The organism is Aquamicrobium sp. LC103, assembly GCF_001014615.2.
In the GTDB taxonomy this organism is placed as follows: domain Bacteria; phylum Pseudomonadota; class Alphaproteobacteria; order Rhizobiales; family Rhizobiaceae; genus LBCQ02.
The window spans coordinates 189242-205704 of sequence record NZ_LBCQ02000008.1; the positions used below are offsets into that span (position 1 = coordinate 189242).

At 63.7% G+C, this 16463-nt stretch carries 16 protein-coding genes; 8 read left to right on the top strand and 8 right to left on the bottom strand.

The window, feature by feature from the left end:
- Position 1: 1 nt before the first annotated feature.
- The 7 genes from XW59_RS16915 to XW59_RS16945 all read right to left on the bottom strand — a co-directional run bounded on the left by XW59_RS16915 (position 2) and on the right by XW59_RS16945 (position 5621).
- Positions 2–1003, bottom strand: coding sequence for an ABC transporter substrate-binding protein (locus XW59_RS16915; protein ID WP_047146505.1), 1002 nt, complete (start codon positions 1001–1003; stop codon positions 2–4).
- 29 nt (positions 1004–1032) lie between these two features.
- Positions 1033–2226 (bottom strand): FMNH2-dependent alkanesulfonate monooxygenase, encoded by a 1194-nt coding sequence (gene ssuD / locus XW59_RS16920; RefSeq protein WP_047146504.1) that lies wholly within the window; start codon positions 2224–2226, stop codon positions 1033–1035.
- A gap of 189 nt (positions 2227–2415) precedes the next feature.
- On the bottom strand, positions 2416–3192 hold the full coding sequence (gene xth, locus XW59_RS16925) for an exodeoxyribonuclease III (RefSeq protein WP_047146503.1): 777 nt from the start codon (positions 3190–3192) through the stop codon (positions 2416–2418).
- A gap of 126 nt (positions 3193–3318) precedes the next feature.
- Positions 3319–3687, bottom strand: a complete 369-nt coding sequence (locus XW59_RS16930; protein ID WP_047146502.1) for a DoxX family protein — start codon at positions 3685–3687, stop codon at positions 3319–3321.
- Between the two features lie 7 nt (positions 3688–3694).
- Positions 3695–4048, bottom strand: coding sequence for a VOC family protein (locus tag XW59_RS16935; protein ID WP_047146501.1), 354 nt, complete (start codon positions 4046–4048; stop codon positions 3695–3697).
- 76 nt (positions 4049–4124) lie between these two features.
- Positions 4125–4928, bottom strand: coding sequence for a helix-turn-helix domain-containing protein (locus XW59_RS16940; RefSeq protein WP_348639321.1), 804 nt, complete (start codon positions 4926–4928; stop codon positions 4125–4127).
- Between the two features lie 69 nt (positions 4929–4997).
- The gene (locus XW59_RS16945) at positions 4998–5621 is read right to left on the bottom strand and encodes a TetR/AcrR family transcriptional regulator (protein ID WP_047146499.1); all 624 of its coding nucleotides are present in this window, start codon (positions 5619–5621) and stop codon (positions 4998–5000) included.
- Between the two features lie 215 nt (positions 5622–5836).
- On the opposite strand from XW59_RS16945, the gene XW59_RS16950 reads away from it, so the two are divergent.
- From XW59_RS16950 to XW59_RS16980, 7 genes are all read left to right on the top strand, one after another.
- Positions 5837–6313, top strand: a complete 477-nt coding sequence (locus tag XW59_RS16950; protein WP_047146498.1) for a (2Fe-2S)-binding protein — start codon at positions 5837–5839, stop codon at positions 6311–6313.
- Positions 6310–7293 carry a xanthine dehydrogenase family protein subunit M gene (locus XW59_RS16955; RefSeq protein ID WP_047146497.1) on the top strand — a complete coding sequence of 328 codons (984 nt, stop codon included), beginning with the start codon at positions 6310–6312 and terminating at the stop codon, positions 7291–7293. Before XW59_RS16950 ends, XW59_RS16955 begins: the two co-directional genes overlap by 4 nt.
- Complete coding sequence (locus tag XW59_RS16960; RefSeq protein ID WP_047146496.1) at positions 7290–9581, top strand: xanthine dehydrogenase family protein molybdopterin-binding subunit; 2292 nt, start codon at positions 7290–7292, stop codon at positions 9579–9581. Before XW59_RS16955 ends, XW59_RS16960 begins: the two co-directional genes overlap by 4 nt.
- 187 nt (positions 9582–9768) lie before the next feature.
- The gene (locus tag XW59_RS16965) at positions 9769–10425 is read left to right on the top strand and encodes a TetR family transcriptional regulator (protein WP_052958204.1); all 657 of its coding nucleotides are present in this window, start codon (positions 9769–9771) and stop codon (positions 10423–10425) included.
- Between the two features lie 46 nt (positions 10426–10471).
- Positions 10472–11401, top strand: a complete 930-nt coding sequence (locus XW59_RS16970) for a TAXI family TRAP transporter solute-binding subunit (protein ID WP_047146494.1) — start codon at positions 10472–10474, stop codon at positions 11399–11401.
- A 229-nt stretch (positions 11402–11630) separates the two neighbouring features.
- Positions 11631–13511 (top strand): TRAP transporter fused permease subunit, encoded by a 1881-nt coding sequence (locus XW59_RS16975; RefSeq protein ID WP_206077719.1) that lies wholly within the window; start codon positions 11631–11633, stop codon positions 13509–13511.
- A 36-nt stretch (positions 13512–13547) separates the two neighbouring features.
- The gene (locus XW59_RS16980) at positions 13548–14423 is read left to right on the top strand and encodes an amidohydrolase family protein (protein ID WP_047146493.1); all 876 of its coding nucleotides are present in this window, start codon (positions 13548–13550) and stop codon (positions 14421–14423) included.
- Positions 14424–14487: 64 nt separating this feature from the next.
- Here the strand turns inward: XW59_RS16980 and XW59_RS16985 are convergent, their stop codons facing one another.
- A complete protein-coding gene (locus tag XW59_RS16985) occupies positions 14488–15375 on the bottom strand; it encodes a LysR substrate-binding domain-containing protein (protein WP_047146492.1) in 888 nt (295 codons plus the stop codon).
- A 110-nt stretch (positions 15376–15485) separates the two neighbouring features.
- Between XW59_RS16985 and XW59_RS16990 the strand changes: the two genes are divergently transcribed.
- Positions 15486–16427 (top strand): choline ABC transporter substrate-binding protein, encoded by a 942-nt coding sequence (locus XW59_RS16990; protein WP_047146491.1) that lies wholly within the window; start codon positions 15486–15488, stop codon positions 16425–16427.
- The last annotated feature ends 36 nt before the right edge of the window (positions 16428–16463 follow it).

Below are 16463 nucleotides of genomic sequence, written 5' to 3' on the forward strand. Positions count from 1 at the left end.
CTCAGCTCCCGTCTTCGCCATGGAGCTCTTCGAACGTATAGTCTTTCCAGCTCTCCGCTTTCCTCGAAATCGCACCGGTGCGCTGGAGGAAGTCGGCAAACTTGAAGGATGCCGACGGCACCAGCGTGTATCTGGATTCCGGCGATTCCAGCAGCGACTGCACGAATGCCGGCTCAAGGCCCGAATTTTCCACGCGGACATAGGTTTCCGCAGCTTCCTTCTTGTTGGCCTCGATCCAGGCCGAAGCTTCCTTGAAGGCTTCGAAGAACGCCTTGTAGGTCAGCGGGTTCTCCTCGCGGAATTCGACGGTGGAGTAGACATAGGTCGGCGTGACCGGTCCGCCCAAGACGTCGAAGGACGAGAACACCTTGTGGATGTTCTCGCTGAGCAGTGCCTGTTCCTGAAAAGGCGTGTTCGAGAGATGGGAATTCACCTCGGTCGCGCCCGACAGGAGAGCGTTGGTGGCGTCGGGATGCGGCAGCGTCACCGTGATCGCGTCGAGCTTGTTGTGATTGCCCTCGCCGAATTCCTGCTCGGCTGCCATTTGCAGGATTCGTGCCTGAACCGAGACTCCGACGGCCGGCAGCGCGATCTTGTCCGAGGTGGTGAAGTCAGCGAGCGTCTTGATGTCCGGGTTGCGGGTGATGAGGTAGTTCGGCTGGTGCGAAAGTCCGCCGATGATCCTCACCTCGCCGCCGGTGCGGTCCCACAGCGTCAGGAAGGGACCGATGCCGGCCGCGCCGACATCGATCGATCCCGACAGGATCGCGTCGTTGACGGCTGCGCCGCCGCTGATCTTCGCCCATTCCACCTCGATCGTATCCAGCCCCACTGCCTTTGCGTGCTTTTCGAGCAGGTTCTGGTCGCGGATGACGTGAAGCGGCAGGTAGATGGTGCCGAACTGCTCGGAAATGCGGATGCGGCCTTCCGCCTGCGCGGCGCTGGCGGTGAAGCCCGAGACGAGAATGGTGGATGCGGCGAGCGCCGCTGATAGCCTGGTCATGATGATCCCCGATGATTGATTTAGCGATGTCAGCCGCCCGCGGCGGCAAGCTCCGATCCGCCGTAGTTGCCGACCGCAAACTCGTTTGCCACCGCGTCGCGCAACCCGTGACGGGCGGCGGAGATGCCGAGTTCGGGAAACAGCAGCTCGGCGACGCGGTAGGCTTCCTCCAGATGCGGATAGCCGGAGCCGATGATCGTATCGATGCCGAGCGCCTGGTATTCGCGAAGACGTTCCGCGATCTGCTTCGGCGTTCCGACGAGCGCGGTGCCTACGCCGGTGCGGACGAGGCCGACGCCTGCCCACAAATTCGGCGCCACCAGGAGCTTGTCCCGTCGGCCGCCATGTAGTTCCGCCTGCCGTTTCTGGCCGACGGAATCCATTTCCTGCTGAAAGCGCTTGAACGAGCGCTCGATCTGCTCGTCGGAGATGTTTTCAATCAGCCGGTCGGCGGTGCGCCAAGCTTCTTCCTCGGTCTCGCGAACGATGAAATGGATGCGCATTCCGAAGCGCAGTTTGCGGCCGAACCTGGCTGCGCGCGCCCGCGCGGCGTCCAGCTTCTCGCGCACCTGTTCCAGGGGCTCGCCCCAGGTGAGATACATGTCGACGGTTTCGCCTGCGAGCGTTTGCCCGGCATCGGAAGACCCGCCGAAATAGAGCGGCGGATGCGGGGCCTGAACCGGCGGGAAATCGACGCGCGCGCCCTTCAGATCATAGTGCTTGCCCTTGAAGTCGACGGTTTCGCCGGAAAGCAACCGTTTCCAGATCTCCAGGAATTCGCCTGCCTGCTCATAGCGCTCGTCATGGCCAAGAAAGATGCCGTCGCCGGCAAGTTCCGTCGGATTGCCGCCCACGACGACATTGAGCAGCAGGCGGCCGTTCGAGAGCCGGTCGAGCGCCGCGGTCTGACGCGCTGCAAAAGTAGGTGACGTCACGCCGGGGCGCAGTGCCACGAGATATTTGAGCCTTTCGGTAACGGTCGCCAGACCGGTCGCGGTAATCCAGGAATCCTCGCAACTCTGCCCTGTCGGCAACAGCACGCCCTCGAAGCCGAGCTGATCGACGGCGATCGCCACCTGCTTGAAATAGCCGTGCTCCGGCCGCCGCGACAAATGATCGGTCCCGAGGTAGGTGCCATCGCCATGCGTGGGTATGAACCAGAAAAAATGCAGCGGATCCTTCACGGAATCCGTCGGCAGGCGAGTTGCTGTCTCTCGTGACATTCATGGCCTCCATTTTGAAGGCGATCGTAACTCCCTAATCTCTACAGGAAAGGTAGATTATTCTAATCTCGGCCTGAGTCGTAGCAGCGTGAAAGGCTCACGCGACCTTTCGAAGCAAAGCGGCGGACGCATGAAAAACGTTTCCGGCGAGGACCCGGAACGTTCGGGAGTTCATGTTTTCGAATGCCGTCAATTCATCCGTAATACCACCCACGCCGGCGCATGATCGCTGGCCCCGTCGCCAGCTCTCACGTCCCGGTCGACGCCCGCCGCGGCGAGGCTGCCGCGCAGATTTGGACTGAGGAGCAGATGGTCGATCCGCAGCCCGGCGTTGCGTTTCCAGCGCATGCGCTGGTAGTGCCAGAACGTATAGACACGCTCATCCGGATGCAGATGACGCAGCGCGTCCGTCCAGCTCCGCCCGACGATCCGCCTGAAGGCGGCCCGGCTTTCCGGCTGGACGAGCGCATCATCGTCCCAGGATTTGGTCGGGTAGATATCGATATCGGTAGGCGCCACGTTGAAATCGCCCGCCAGCACGATGGGCGCGCCGGTTTTGCGCAAGGCGGTCGCGTGGTTTCGCAGCCGCTCCAGCCATGCGAGCTTGTAATCGAACTTCGGGCCGGGCTGCGGGTTGCCGTTAGGCGCATAGATCGACGCGATCAGAATGCCGTTGACCGCCGCTTCGATGTACCTTGCTTGCGAGTCGGCGAGATCGCCCGGCAGATGCCTGCGCGTCAGCACGGGCTCGCCCGTGCGTGACAGGATCGCCACGCCGTTCCACGATTTCTGGCCAGTCCAGACCGAGGCGTAGCCTGCGTCGGCTATGGCAGCTTCAGGGAAAGCGTCGTCCGTCGACTTCAGCTCCTGCAGGCACACCACGTCAGGCTTCGACGAGCGCAGCCATTCCAGGAGGTTCGGCAGACGCTTGTTGACGTTGTTGATGTTGAAGGTCGCTATCTTCATCGAGGGAAACGACGCCTTTCACCCTGATGCGGGCTTTCCCATCGCTTTGCCGCATGGAGGTCGTAGCGCAGTCTTCCCGATCGGAAAAGCGCCCGGCGTCAGGTTTGGGCGAAACGGCCGACCCCTTCACCGCAAATCCGCCGTCGCGGCGGTGATCAATCCTCCGACGACGGCGATGTTGATCATGAAGGCGGAGCGCATCGCCTGCCTTTCCGGACCGGAATGGCGCCAGAAATCGAGGGCCATCACGCTGGCGGCTATCGTGAATGCGACGAGCGCCGCTGCCGCGTAGGGTCGCGCAATTCCCGATGCGAGGCACAAGCCCGCGACGATCTCCACCACGGATCCCGCCGCAAGAAGGAAACCCGGAGCAGGAAAATGCTGCTCGGCCAATTGGCCGGCCATCGCCTTGAAATTGAGGAAATGCTCGGTGCCGGCCCAAATGAAGACGCCGCCGAGCAGCACCATGCCGACTTCATACAGGAAGGAGATCATCGCGGTCCTACTTCGCGGACCACACGGCGAGTTCATAGCCGTCCGGATCTTCGAAATGAAAGCGCCGGCCGCCCGGGAATGCGAAGATCGGCTTGACGATCTTGGCGCCGGCGTCTTCCACGCGCCTCTGCGTTTCCGCGAGATCGTCCGCGTAGAGGATGACGAGGGGGCCGCCGGGCGTGACAGGACCGGTCGTGGTGAGACCTCCCGTCAAGCGTCCGTCGGTGAACTCGCAATAGGATGGGCCGTAGTCGGTGAAGGTCCATCCGAATACCTTGCCGTAGAACTCGCGCGAGCGTGCGATATCGCCGACGTTGAATTCGATGTTGTCGATCTGGCGATCATTGCCTGCCGTACCCATGAGATGACCTTTCATCGTTGAATGAAAGCCGAAGGGTAGTCCGGGCGGGATTGTCGATATTGAACAAAACGGCCAATCAGGCGGCGATCTGCCGGACGAACTCTCCCGGGGTCATGCCGCAAAGCGATCGGATCTCGCGGCTGAGATGGGCCTGATCGGCATATCCCGCGGCATAGGCCATGTCCGCCAAGCCTCGATCTCCGCAGGTCCGCACGGATGACAGGAAATTCTGGAAGCGCAGTATCCGCTGGAGGGTTTTCGGGCCATACCCGAACAAGTCATGACTTCTGCGCCGCAGCGTCCGCTCGCTGACGTCCAGCGTCCTCGACAGATGGCGCATTCCATCAGGCTCGTGGCCCGTGCCTTCGCGAAGGAGATCGAACATGATCCCCGCGTCCGGCGGCGGAGCTTCAATCGAAGATGCAGTTTTTCCGAGCAGTTCCTGCAACAATCCGAACTGCTTGTCCGGGCTTCGCGCCTCCTGCATCCTCTCCGCGATCAGGCGCGCCTTCTGCCCCCAGATGTCCTGCATGTCGATCTCCCTGCCGACGATTTCCGTCATCGACAGGCCAAGCCAGCGGGCCGCTGCACCGGGCTTGAAGCGAATGCCGAGAACGATCGTTCCCGGTCGTAGGGGGGGGGTTGCGGCCGTCACATCCGGGCCCACGACCAGAAAGCGCTCGTCGCGCCAAAGCAGATCGATGCAGCCATCCGGAACGACGGCCACGGCGCTGACATCCCTTTCGGGCAGCAGGTTGGTCCAGGCGCACCGAAAGTGTTCGCGGAGAACGGGTGCCGGCGCCGTTTCCGCATATTTCCCGAGGCAATTCGCAAGGACCGGGTTCGTCTTCAATCTCAAATCTCGTCCTGCTCGAGACAAGCCGCGTCGGATTCGTACGGTATATAGTGGCGCGTTCGTTCGTGAGGACCCCGGAACGCCTCGGAATCGTCAGCGTTGGCCGCCGCTCTCCGGCGCATTGTAGCGCAGACCATCCATGATCAGCGAAACGAGCCGACGCGAGCGTTGCTGCCAGTCGGGCCCGTCGGACGCTGAATAAATGCTTGAAAGGGCGTGCAGGACATCGGCACTGTCGGCGTCGGCGCGGATCTTGCCGGCCTTCACGGCGTTTTCCATAAGCCCGGTGAAGGTGCGCGGCACCAGCCCGGACGTTTCCGCGAAGAGCGGCGACTTGGATTCCAGCAACAGACGCAGACTGTCGCGCATGCCGCGCTTGGTGGCGATGTAGCCGACGAAACGCTGCATCCATTCGGCGAGCGCCTCGTCCGGCGCCTTTGTCCGAGCCAGCTCTTCCGCGGCCGCGACGAGGGCCTCGACCTCGTGCCGGTAAACCGCCTCTATAAGTGCCTCGCGGACGGGAAAATGCCGGTAGAGCGTTCCGATGCCGACCCCGGCCTGCCGTGCGATGGCCTCCAGCGAGGTGTCGACACCGGATTGCGCGAAGGCGGCGGCCGCGACTTCCACCAGACGGTCACGATTACGGCGCGCGTCGGCGCGCAACGGCCGCGCATCAGTCGTTTTGCGCGCCTGCTGCTTTGTCTGTGATCCCGCCAATCTTTTTCCCCGCCGCAAAAAAATTCGAACGCCGGTCTTGAACCGGTACCCGACGGCACTATTTCATTTAACGGAGGGGCCTCCGTTTATCATGGGCGTGCCTCCATCTTATCGCACCCGAACGCCGCTCTGTCACCATCGGAAACCATGCTCGCATGTCGACGATCGTCGCACCGGCAGATCGGGACGCCTTCGCCTCTTGAGGGAGACCGTACATGGCGACTCTAAGATCAATGGAACTGGAAATAAATGGAAGGCAGCATGCGCTGACGCTCGAGCCGCGCGTGACCCTGCTCGACGCGCTGCGCGAACATCTCGGCCTGACCGGCACCAAGAAGGGCTGTGACCAAGGTCAGTGCGGTGCCTGCACGGTGCATGTCGACGGGGAACGCGTTCTCGCCTGCCTGACGCTGGCCGTGCAGGCCGAAGGCCGCAAGGTCACGACGATCGAGGGTCTCGCCCAGGCTGACGGGGCGCTGCATCCGGTGCAGGCGGCCTTCGTGGAAGAAGACGCTTTCCAATGCGGCTATTGCACGCCCGGGCAGATCATGTCGGCGGTGGCTTGCATCAGGGAAGGCCATGCCGGTTCCGACGAGGAAATCCGCGAATACATGGCCGGCAATCTGTGCCGTTGCGGCGCCTATCCAAACATCGTTTCGGCCGTCCGCAAGGCGGCGAAGGAGGTCGCATGAACGATTTCGGTTATTCCCGCGCGGCGAGCATCGACGAAGCCGTGGCGCTTGCACGTCAGCCGGGTGCGATGCTGCTTGCCGGCGGCACGACGCTCGTCGATCTTTCGAAATGCGACGTCGCGAGGCCGAACGCATTGGTCGACATCAGCCGCATTCCCGGTCTGGATGAAGTACGCCTCGATGAGGACAATGCGGCGATCGGAGCACTCGCCACGATGAGCCATGTCGCCGTGCAGGCCGGCATCCGCGAGAACTTCCCGGCAATCTCGGAATCGCTGTTGCTCGCGGCATCCGCCCAGTTGCGCAACATGGCGACGATCGGGGGCAATCTGATGCAGCGCACGCGCTGCGTCTATTTCCGCGACCCGGCGGGTTATTCCGCATGCAACAAGCGCGATCCGGGTTCGGGCTGCGCGGCGCTTGGCGGCATCGCCCACGATCACGCGGTGCTGGGCGCAAGCGACGCTTGCATCGCCGTCTATCCCGGCGATCTCGCCGTGGCCCTGACGGCGTTGGAAGCGGTGGTGCGCACCAATCTCCGCGAGATTCAAATCCGTGACTTCTTCGTCGAGCCGGGTGATACGCCGCAGCGGGAGACGGTGCTCGAGCCCGGCGAGATGATCACCGAAATCATCGTTCCGCGGTCACCCTTGTCGGCAAATTCCACCTACCTCAAGGTTCGCGAGCGCAAGTCCTATGAGTTCGCGTCGGCCAGCGCCGCTGTCGGGCTGGCGTTCGAAGCCGACGGCCGGACGATCCGCGACATTCACGTGGCGCTCGGCGGCCTTGCGACAAAGCCCTGGCGCGCGCTGGCGGTGGAAGAAGCGCTGCGCGGCAAGATTATCGACGAGCAGGCCATTCGCGATGTCAGTCGCCTGGCCGTCGAAGGCGCGGTGGCGCAGGGCGCCAACGCGTACAAGATCGAACTCGCCCCCCGCGTCGTCGCACGCGCGATTCTCAAGGTTGGAGGAATCCAATGAGCCTAACCGAACTGAACACCAAGCGCGGCGACGCCACCGACGGCGCCGGCCCTCTCGGCAACGCGCTCAGCCGCGCCGACGGGCCGGCCAAGGTAAAGGGCCAGGCAACCTACGCGCTGGAGCATAAGGTGGATGACGCACTCCACTGCGTCATCGTGCAATCGACGGTCGGCGCCGGTCGCGTCGTCTCGGTCGACCGCGCCGCCGCCGAGGCAAGCCCCGGCGTTCACCTGGTCCTCGACTCGACGAACAGCCTCAAACTACGCCCGCAGCCCGATTTCTTCGGCAACTGGCCGACCGGAGAAGAATACACTCCCTTTGCTAGCGACATCACCCATAACGGCCAGCTCGTCGCCGCGGTCGTCGCGGACACGCTGGAGGAGGCGCGGGCGGCTGCGCGGCTCGTGCGCGTGGAGTTCGAAGCCGCGACGGTCGTCGCGACGCGGGATGACCCTTCCGCCGGCCCCGGCAATCCGGTTCCCATGGACAAGGACTGGGGTGACCCCGACGCCGCGCTCGCCGCCGCCGAGGTGGTGATCGAAGCGACTTATGAAACGCCCCGCGAGTACAATCTTCCGATCGAGCCGCATGGTCTCATCGCGCATTGGGAGGCCGACGACCGCCTTACGGTCTACGAGCCGAGCCAGTGGATCGACGGCATGGCCAACAACTATGCCGCCTGGTTCGGCGTGCCTTTCGAGAACGTGCGCGTGGTTTCGCCCTTCATCGGCGGCGGCTTCGGTTCGAAGGCGCAGGCGCTGCCCCATTCGGCCGCGGCGGCGATCGCCGCCCGGATGCTGCGGCGGCCGGTGAAGCTTGCCGTCACGCGACCCCAGACCTTCACCGCCTATGGCGGCCGCCCGGCGACGTGGCAGCAACTGAGGATCGGCGCGACCAGGGACGGCAAGCTGCTGGCGATCGACCATGACGGCGCGAACGAGACGGCGGCGGACGGCACCTTTGTCGAAACGCTCGGCGTTGTCACCTCGATGATGTACGACGTGGCGAATTTCCGCTCGCGTCAGCGTATCGTGCCTGTGAACACCGTTTTGCCCGGCGCTTTCAGGGCTCCGGGCAAGAATCCGAGCGCGTTCGCGCTGGAAAGCGCGATGGACGAGCTTGCCGTGGAACTCGGCATCGACCCGGTCGAGTTGCGCCGTCGCAACGAGCCCGAGGTCGATCCGGAAACGGGCAAGCCGTGGTCGTCGCGGCGTCTGCTCGATGCCTATGCGGCCGCGTCGGAGGCCTTCGGCTGGTCTCGGCGCGACCCGCGTCCGGGCTCGATGCGCGATGGGCACGAGCTGATCGGCTGGGGCATGGCCGTCGGTACCCATCCCGTCTATTCGAGCCCCGGGGAGGCCACGGTGAGAATACTCGCCGACGGCAGCGTCGAAGTGCTGTCGAGCGCGATCGACATGGGGACCGGCACCTATACGATCCTGGCGCAGGCTGCCGCCGACGCGCTCGGCGTGAGGGCGGAACGCGTAACGGTAAGGCTCGGCGACTCGCGCCTGCCGCGCGCTCCGGTGGCCGGCGGCTCGCAGCTTGCCAATCTGATGATGGCGGCCGTGCACAAGACCGCGCTTGCCGCGCGCGACGAGCTCATCGCGCTTGGCCTCAACCATCCGGGTTCTCCGTTGCGCGACCGGGCGAACACGCTCTTCATTTCCGAAGGGCGGATATCGACACCGCGCGGGGAGGGGCTCGCCGTCGAGGAGCTGATGACCGCCACGGGGCGCGAGATCATCGAACTGAGCCGGGACACGCTGCCGGAAGCCGATCGCTCGAGCGACGACCGGCTGAAGCTCTTCACCACGGTGGCCGGCATGGAGCGGGGCACGAACATCCCGGTCTCGCGCCATTCATTCTGCGCTCATTTCGTGGAGGTGCGGGTGGACGAGGATTTCGGCACGGTCCGCGTCTCGCGTGTCGTCACGGCGCTCGATGCAGGGCGTCTCTACAATCCGAAACTCGCTGACAGCCAGTTCAAGGGCGGCATCGTCATGGGCATCGGCATGGCGCTCCTGGAGGAGGGCGTCACCGACCCCCGCAATGGGCGCATCCTCAGTGCCAACCTTGCCGACTACAGGATCGCCACCAATGCGGACGTGCCGCATATCGAGACGATCTCGGTCGGCAAGCCCGACTACGATGCGACGCCGCTCGGTGGCAAGGCAGTGGGCGAACTCGCCATCGTAGGCATGGCGCCCGCGATTGCGAACGCCGTCTTTCACGCAACGGGAAAGCGCATCCGCCGCCTGCCGATCAGGCTTTCGAACCTCATCTGAGGTTCGAAGCCATAGCACCGGGCCTGCTTTCGTGACGATGCGGGCAATTAGCAGGGAGGCGGATTGCTGATTGGCAACCGGCGCGTCGTGCGCCGGTTGCGGTCATTCGACCATGTAATATGGTTGACATGTCTCTCCAATTAGTACAATCGTACAATAAATTTGGTCGATTGATAGGGAGGTCCATGTGCGAGGCGACGTGCGACAGCGGCTGTTGGAGACGGCCGCAACGTTGTTCTCGCGCAACGGCTACAATGCCGTCTCCATGCGCGACATCGCCAAGGCCGCCGACGCCAATGTCGGGAGCCTGACCTATCACTTCGGGTCAAAGGCCAATCTTCTGCGTGAAATCTACGAAACGCGTGCCGCGCCGATGAACGCCCGCCGTCTCGAATTGCTCGGCGAGGCGCGTCGGATTCACGATCGGAGCGAGAGGCTGCGCGCCATTCTGCGCGCCTATGTCGTGCCGGCATTCTCGTCCTCCAATGGTGGTGACGGCGGCGGCGCCGAGTTCACGCGCATGCGGGCGATCCTGTCGGCCGAAGGCAACGAGGATGCGCGTTCGATCATCGCGCTCGCCTTTGACGCCACAAGCCGCGCCTTCATCGAGGCAATCGCGGAATGCGTGCCCGGAGCCGCGCCGGAAGGCCTGATCTGGCGCAGCCAGTTTCTGCTCGGCTCGCTCTACTACGCCTTGATCAATCCGGATCGTGTCAGCCGTCTGTCGGACGGTCAGGTGAACGGTCATGACCACGAGCAGGCGATCGAGCAGATCGTCGAGGCAAGTCACGCGAGCTTTCTCGCGCTTGCCGCACAGGTGAGAACGCAGACGGAAACAGCCTGACAATCCGTCTCGCCTTTTAACGATTATCCCAGGGAGGACAGGGGGAATGAAACTTTTCAAATCGATGATCGCGATGGGCGTCGCGCTGAGTTTCGCAAGCTCGGCAATCGCGACCGAGCGCGTGTCGATCGGGACGGGCGGCACCGGCGGCCTTTTCTACGTCATTGGTGCCGGTATGGCTGAAATTCTCAATCAGCATATGCCCGACACGACGGCGCGGGCGGAGGTGACGGGGGCTTCGGTCGAAAATCTCCGCCGCGTGGCGGCCGGTCAGATGACGTTCGGTTTCTCGTCTTCCTCGACCCTCTACGAAGCCACGGCCGCGGAAGGACCGTTTCAGGAAGCGCTCGATGTCGCGGCGATCGCCTATCTCTATCCCGCCGTGCTGCAGATCGCGACCGTGTCAGGCACAGGCGTGGAGAAGATGGAGGATCTGGCCGGCAAGCGCATCAATCTCGGGCCGCCAGGGTCGAACTCGGCCATCCTCGTTCAACGCCTGATGGAGGCATATGGCGTTTTCGATCCCGCCAACGCCCAGTTCCTCTCCTATACGGAAGGGGCGACGGCTCTGATAAACGGCGTGATCGAGGCGACCGTCGTCCTTGCCGGCGCTCCGACCGCAGCACTCATCGATCTCGGCGCCCAACGGGACATGAAGCTCATCTCCATCGACGCGGACAAGGTCGAAGCGTTGATCGAGAAGTATCCGTTCTATCAGCTCTACGAGATCGAGGCGGGCACCTATACCAATCAGGACGACATGGTTCTGGCGATCAACGATCCGGCGACGATCTTCACGAGCACCGACGCTCCGGAGGAGACGATCTACCAGATCACCAGGGCCTTGTTCGACAACCTCGACAGGCTCGGCGAGGTGCATCCGCAGGCACGCGCGATATCGGTGGAGACGGCGACCAACACGCCCGTCACGCTCCATCCAGGCGCGCGCCGCTACTTCGACGCGCGCGGCGAGTAAGCGCCGGTATCGACGGTTCGGCTTCCGGGCCGAACTGCCTCATTCGAATTGCACGCCATGACCGGGTCGCAGCGTCGTTCAGGCGCTTCGCCCCGACGCCGAAGGCATGGCGTGCGGCTTTGCCATCAAAAGACAGCGCCGCCGCAAAACGAGCCGCGCGAAGCGAGGACAGATGTCGCCAGCATTGGACGAATTGCGCCTGCCCGGGAGCGGCGCGGGAAACCGGGAGGTGACAACCGTGTCGCTTCTCTATGCGGCGTTGGCGCTGGTCGCCACCGCGCTCGTCATATATGGCGCATTCTTCGGTGCCATCACCGCGCTTCTCCTGCGCTCCCTGTTCTTCTCCGCGGTGGCGTCGGCGGGGCTGATGGCGGCCGCGCTCAAATTGCGGTCGCCCGTGTTGCGCGCTGTCCTCTATGGCCTCGCGCTGTTCGCGCTTCTGCCCGGACCTTATCTCTATCACTCCTATCTCGACATCATCATGCGCGGGGCGATCGCGACGCAGTTCGACGAGATCATGTTTCTCGGCGTGCTGCTCGTCGTGCTCGTGCTGGTGCGGCGCTATCTGGGCTGGTCGCTCCTGCTCCTGTCGCTGATCGCGCTTGTCTACGCCTATTACGGCTACCTGATCCCCGGGAAATACGGCCATGGCGGCTATGACATTTCCCGCCTGGCCTCCACGCTCTTCCTTTCCACCGAAGGCTTCTACGGCGTGCCGATGGGCGTTGCGGTCGAGTACATCTTCCTGTTCGCGCTCCTGGGCACGGTGCTGATGAAGATGGGTACGGGAGAGGTGTTCGTCGATATCGCGCGCGGCCTCACCGGGCGTGTGCAAGGCGGGGCAGGGCTGTCGGCGACGCTTGCAAGCGCCATGCTCGGCACGATCAACGGCAGCGCCGTCGCCAATGTGGTGACGACGGGTACGTTCACGATCCCGTTGATGCGGCGCACCGGCTTTTCGGCGAAGACGGCCGGCGCGATCGAGGCGGCTTCCTCCTCGGCCGGACAGATACTGCCTCCGATCATGGGCGCCGCGGCGTTCCTCATGGCCGAGATCGTCGGGGTGCCCTACGCCCAGATCGCGCTTGCCGGGCTGGTGCCGGGCCTTCTCTACGTTCTGGCTTTGATGATCTCGGTGCGTCTGGAGGCCGGGCGGCTCAATCTCGATCGCGACACATCGGGCGGGTTGCGCTTTCTTGGCGAGACGCTCAAGGCGCGAGGCTATCTGCTCCTGCCGCTCATCGGCCTCATCGGCCTGATGATTGCCGGCATGACGCCCACGCGCGCGGCGGTCTACTGCCTCGTATTCGCGCTGCTGCTGAGCCCGTGGCGCAAGGAGACACGTGTCAATCTCGTGGACCTGGTCGCGATCTGCCGCTCGACGATGCTCTCGGTCATGCCGATCGTGGCGGCGGTCGCCGCCGCCGGCGTCGTCATCGGCGTGCTGAACCTCACCGGCATGGGCCTGATGGTGTCCAGTCTCATCATCGAGGTAGGTGGCACCAATCTCTGGCTGGTGCTTGTCCTGACAGCTCTGGCGGCTTTCGTGCTGGGTATGGGGCTGCCGACATCGGCGGCCTATCTGCTGCTTGCCGTGCTGGTGGCGCCTGCATTGATCCGGCTCGGTATCGACCCGATCGTCGCGCACATGTTCATCTTCTACTTCGGGCTGGTTTCAGCGATCACCCCTCCCGTGGCGCTCGCCGCCTACGCGGCGGCCAGCATATCGGGCGCGGATGCGAATGCCACTGCGGTGGAATCGATCCGCCTCGGCTTCGTCAAGCTCCTCGTGCCGTTCCTTTTCGTGACGATGCCCGGCCTGCTCATGCGCGATGGCGCGTTGCAGATCTGGCTTGCCATCCCGATTGCGACAGTGGGACTGGCGGGCCTGTCGGTCGCCTTTGCGGGTTGGTTCGTGCGACCGATGAGCTGGATCGACCGCGCCGCGTTCGCGCTCGGCTCCATCCTCGTCCTGTGGCCTGCACCGGTCGATGCCTTCGACATCGTCACGCTGGCGGCGCGGCTCGGCGGGCTTGCCATCCTGGTCATTTGCACCGTGCGTCTGATGGCCGGCGGCTACCAGGCGGCCCCGGAAGCCGCACGATCCTGAAAACCTCCAATGCCGATCCATTCTCAAGGAAATTCAATGACGCCTGCGCCGCTGCCCTTCCACCCTAGTCCGAAGAAGCCGGATATCATCCTGCCGCAAGGCGCGTGCGACGCGCATTGCCATGTTTTCGGACCGTCGGCGCGCTTTCCCTTCGCACCGCAACGAACCTATACGCCGATCGATGCGCCGAAGGAGACGCTGTTCGAGCTGCACCGCCATCTTGGCATCGATCGTTCGGTTCTGGTTCAGGCAAGCTGCCACGGCACGGACAATTCGGCGATGATGGACGCGATCGCCGCGGCGGGCGGCCGGTACCGCGGTATCGCGATGGTGGATCGAGAGATCTCGGAAACGGAACTCGCCGAGCTCCATGAGGGCGGCGTACGTGGCGTCCGTTTCAATTTCGTCACGCATCTGGGGGCTCCGGCCGATCTCGACGCGATCCGCGCGATCACCGAAAAGATCATTCCCCTCGGCTGGCATGCGGTGGTTCATTTCGATGCCCACAGGCTGGAACGCCTCGCTCCCTTCCTGCGGGAGCTTCGGCTTCCGATGGTCATCGATCATATGGGGCGCATCGACGCGTCGGCCGGCGTCGACCAGCCGGCCTTTCGCCTGCTGCTGAAGCTGATGGAGGACGAGCGTTTCTGGGTCAAGGTATGCGGCTCGGAACGTCTGTCGCGTGCCGGGCCGCCTTTCGTGGACGCCGCCGCCTATGGCGCGTTGCTCGTCGAGCGCTTTCCCGACCGCGTTCTCTGGGGCACGGACTGGCCGCATCCGAACATCAAGCAGCACATGCCCGACGACGGCGCGCTGGTCGATCTGCTCGAGATCATCGCGCCACGCCCGGAATTGCTGCGGGCGCTGCTCGTCGACAACCCCACGCGCCTCTATTGGCCGGAAACGCTGTGATCTAGACCGCCGCCAATCCGAGGACGGGATAGGCAGCAGCGGATTTCGTCCGGTGTGACCGCGCTCAGGGCTTTCCGACCAGCCAATCCGTAAGAGCTTTCGCGGGGCCTGACGCGGGCCGCCGCGAGACGACCCAATAGCCGGAGTCCTTGCGCTCCACCTCCGGGGCGATGGCAACGAGGTTGCCGGCCGCTAGAAACTGATCCACGAGGCCGATCCAGCCGAGCGCGATCCCCTGTTCGGCAAGTGCGGCCTGTATGACGAAGCCATAGGTGTTGAGCCCGAGGTCGCCCTGTGTGGGCTCCCGCGTCACGCCGTGCGTGGAAAGCCAGGTTTTCCAGGTGAGCCAGCGCGGTTCCCCGGCTGTTTCGAGATGAAGCAGCGGCGCGCTCGCAAGCGCGGCCGGGCCATCGAACGGACCGAACCGTGAGAGGAAGCCGGGGGTGCAGACCGGCACGACGCGCTCGGGCATCAACAACAGGGCGTCGTCCTGAAAGTCGTCCCTGCAACCGAAGAGCACTGCCGCATCGGCGTCTCCGTCCAATTCGTCCGTGAGGCTTTGAGATGCGATGATGTGCACTTCCACCTGCGGATGCAGGCGGCGGAAATCGGCCACGCGCGGCATCAGCCAGAGGGCGGCGAAGCCGTAGTCGGTGAAAAGGCGGATCGCCGGCGCGCGAACTCTGCGGCGGATGTCGCGGGCTGCCTCATCGATCCGTTCCAACCCGGAATGGACAGCGCGGTGAAGCGTTTCCCCGGCCTCGGTGAGTCGGCTGCCTTCCTGCGAGCGATGAAACAGGGTGACGCCGAGCTGCTCCTCGATGCGCCTGATCTGGTAGGTGACGGCCGGCTGAGAGAGGCCGAGCTCCTGGCCGGCTCTGGTCAGGCTGCCCAAGCGTGCCACCGCGTCGAATATGCGCAGCCAGCCCACGTCCATTGGCCGATCGGACATAAACAACCTCTATGGTGACAATCAAAGATCAAGGGCTTCAAAGATAACCCCATATGCCGATTTAATGGAAGGCAAGGCAGACATGTAACGTAAACAAGGGGAACTCCGTCATGGCACTGCGTCGTTTCGGCCTGGCAGCGGCCGCATTCCTGTTTCTGAGCGCATCTGCATCGGCCTCCGATCCGGAGAGCTGCAAAACCATTCGCCTCTCCGACCCCGGATGGACGGATATCAATTCGACCAATGCAATCGCATCCGTTCTTCTCGAAGGTCTCGGATATGCCACGGATATTCAGACGCTGTCGGTGCTGGTGGGCTATCAGTCCCTGAAGAACCAGGACATCGACGTGTTTCTCGGCAACTGGATGCCGGCGCAGCAGCAGTTCATCGACGACCTCAACGCGGCGAAGGCCGCCGAGGTGCTGGTCAAGAATCTCACCGGAGCGAAATTCACCCTGGCTGTCCCGAACTACGTGGCCGAGATGGGCGTGCGCGACTTCAAGGATCTCGATGCCCATGGCGACGCCTTCGGCAAGAAGATCCACGGCATCGAGCCCGGCGCTCCCGCCAACGAGAACATCCAGCAGATGATCGACGCCGACGATTTCGGCTTGGGAGACTGGAGCCTGGTGGAATCGAGCGAAACGGGAATGCTGGCGCAGGTGGCGCGCGCCGAAAGGTCGGAGGAGGCGATCGTCTTTCTCGCCTGGGCGCCGCATCCGATGAACACGAATTTCGAGATCACCTATCTTTCCGGCGGCGATGCCGTTTTCGGGCCGAACTTTGGCGGTGCGGAGGTGTTCACCCTGGCGCGCACCGGCTGGCCGGAGGAATGCCCCAACGCCGCGCGGTTCTTCCGCAATCTCGTCTTCACAATCGACATGGAGAACGAGATGATGGGCAAGATCCTCGACGATGGGCAGGATCCGCAGGCCGCCGCCGCCGAGTTCCTGAAAGCTCATCCCGAAGTGCTCGAACCGTGGCTCGCGGAGGTCACGACGCTTGGCGGAGAGCCCGGCCTGCCGGCGGTGAAGGCGTCGCTCGGCCTGTAGAATATCGATGAAGGCGGCTGCGACTTGCGGCCGCCT

Bases quoted from the DNA above. Each gene is read 5' to 3' on its own strand.
- XW59_RS16915 (WP_047146505.1), bottom strand. From the start codon at position 1,003: ATGACCAGGCTATCAGCGGCGCTCGCCGCATCCACCATTCTCGTCTCG.
- ssuD (WP_047146504.1), bottom strand. From the start codon at position 2,226: ATGTCACGAGAGACAGCAACTCGCCTGCCGACGGATTCCGTGAAGGAT.
- xth (WP_047146503.1), bottom strand. From the start codon at position 3,192: ATGAAGATAGCGACCTTCAACATCAACAACGTCAACAAGCGTCTGCCG.
- XW59_RS16930 (WP_047146502.1), bottom strand. From the start codon at position 3,687: ATGATCTCCTTCCTGTATGAAGTCGGCATGGTGCTGCTCGGCGGCGTC.
- XW59_RS16935 (WP_047146501.1), bottom strand. From the start codon at position 4,048: ATGGGTACGGCAGGCAATGATCGCCAGATCGACAACATCGAATTCAAC.
- XW59_RS16950 (WP_047146498.1), top strand. From the start codon at position 5,837: ATGGCGACTCTAAGATCAATGGAACTGGAAATAAATGGAAGGCAGCAT.
- XW59_RS16955 (WP_047146497.1), top strand. From the start codon at position 6,310: ATGAACGATTTCGGTTATTCCCGCGCGGCGAGCATCGACGAAGCCGTG.
- XW59_RS16960 (WP_047146496.1), top strand. From the start codon at position 7,290: ATGAGCCTAACCGAACTGAACACCAAGCGCGGCGACGCCACCGACGGC.
- XW59_RS16970 (WP_047146494.1), top strand. From the start codon at position 10,472: ATGAAACTTTTCAAATCGATGATCGCGATGGGCGTCGCGCTGAGTTTC.
- XW59_RS16980 (WP_047146493.1), top strand. From the start codon at position 13,548: ATGACGCCTGCGCCGCTGCCCTTCCACCCTAGTCCGAAGAAGCCGGAT.
- XW59_RS16985 (WP_047146492.1), bottom strand. From the start codon at position 15,375: ATGTCCGATCGGCCAATGGACGTGGGCTGGCTGCGCATATTCGACGCG.
- XW59_RS16990 (WP_047146491.1), top strand. From the start codon at position 15,486: ATGGCACTGCGTCGTTTCGGCCTGGCAGCGGCCGCATTCCTGTTTCTG.